1 protein-coding gene is annotated in these 766 nt (G+C 32.9%); it reads right to left on the bottom strand.

Translation table 11 applies throughout. From position 1 onward, the window contains the following. Positions 1-28: 28 nt before the first annotated feature. Positions 29-685, bottom strand: a complete 657-nt coding sequence (gene phoU, locus QMD61_11635; protein ID MDI6725285.1) for a phosphate signaling complex protein PhoU — start codon at positions 683-685, stop codon at positions 29-31. Positions 686-766 lie beyond the last annotated feature (81 nt).

Raw genomic sequence — 766 nt, 5'->3', positions numbered from 1 at the left:
TAAGATAAAAAATAGAAATTCGAGGGGATTAAGGTTTTTCACAAGTCATCATGAAGATGGTTCTATCCCCAATGCTTACTGCACGGTCAGCTATTCTTTTAAGATATCTGGAAACAAATAGCAGATAAACCATGTAAGATATTGACTCATTGTCTTTAGCCATGTTCTTAGTTATATGATCCATTGCTTCATCAAAGAGATCATCAACCTTATCATCATCATATCTAAGGCCACGGGCCATGTCCATGTTTTGATCAAGAAAGGCGTAGATGCTCTTACTTAACATCATCTGCACTATATCTGCCATGTGCCCTATTACTCTCATAGCATCCTTAGGAAGTTTTTCATCCTTTAATAATTCTGCAGTTTTAGCAATATCCACAGTCCTTTGAGTTATTCGTTTCAGATGGCTTGAAACTTTAATACATGCTTCTATAAATCTTAAATCGCTAGCTACTGGTTGTTCAGCTGCAATAATACTTATACAATGTCTTTCTAGATTAAAAGCCAAGTTATTTATTTCCTTTCCTGATTTAATAACATCTTTAACCAATTTTTCATCATAATTTACAAGTGCATCTGTAGCATTTTTCTGGGACTGAATGGTGACCTGTCCCATTTTATCAATTTCTTTCCTCAAATCCTTTAATTTCTTTCGAAATTGTATTCTTGGATATTTCTTCATTTTATTCTCCCCATAGATTTGTAATTATCAAGCAAATTATCAACATCATCTTCAGATAGATCTTTTATTCTATATTTTGAT

The sequence above is a fragment of the Methanobacterium sp. genome (genome assembly GCA_030017655.1).
Taxonomy (GTDB): Archaea; Methanobacteriota; Methanobacteria; order Methanobacteriales; family Methanobacteriaceae; genus Methanobacterium_D.
Note: the sequence above shows the minus strand (reverse complement) of the source record. Positions and strands in the feature narration are given on the sequence as shown.

What these genes read in the sequence shown, in the direction of transcription:
- phoU (MDI6725285.1), bottom strand. Translation starts at nt 685, where the DNA reads ATGAAGAAATATCCAAGAATACAATTTCGAAAGAAATTAAAGGATTTG.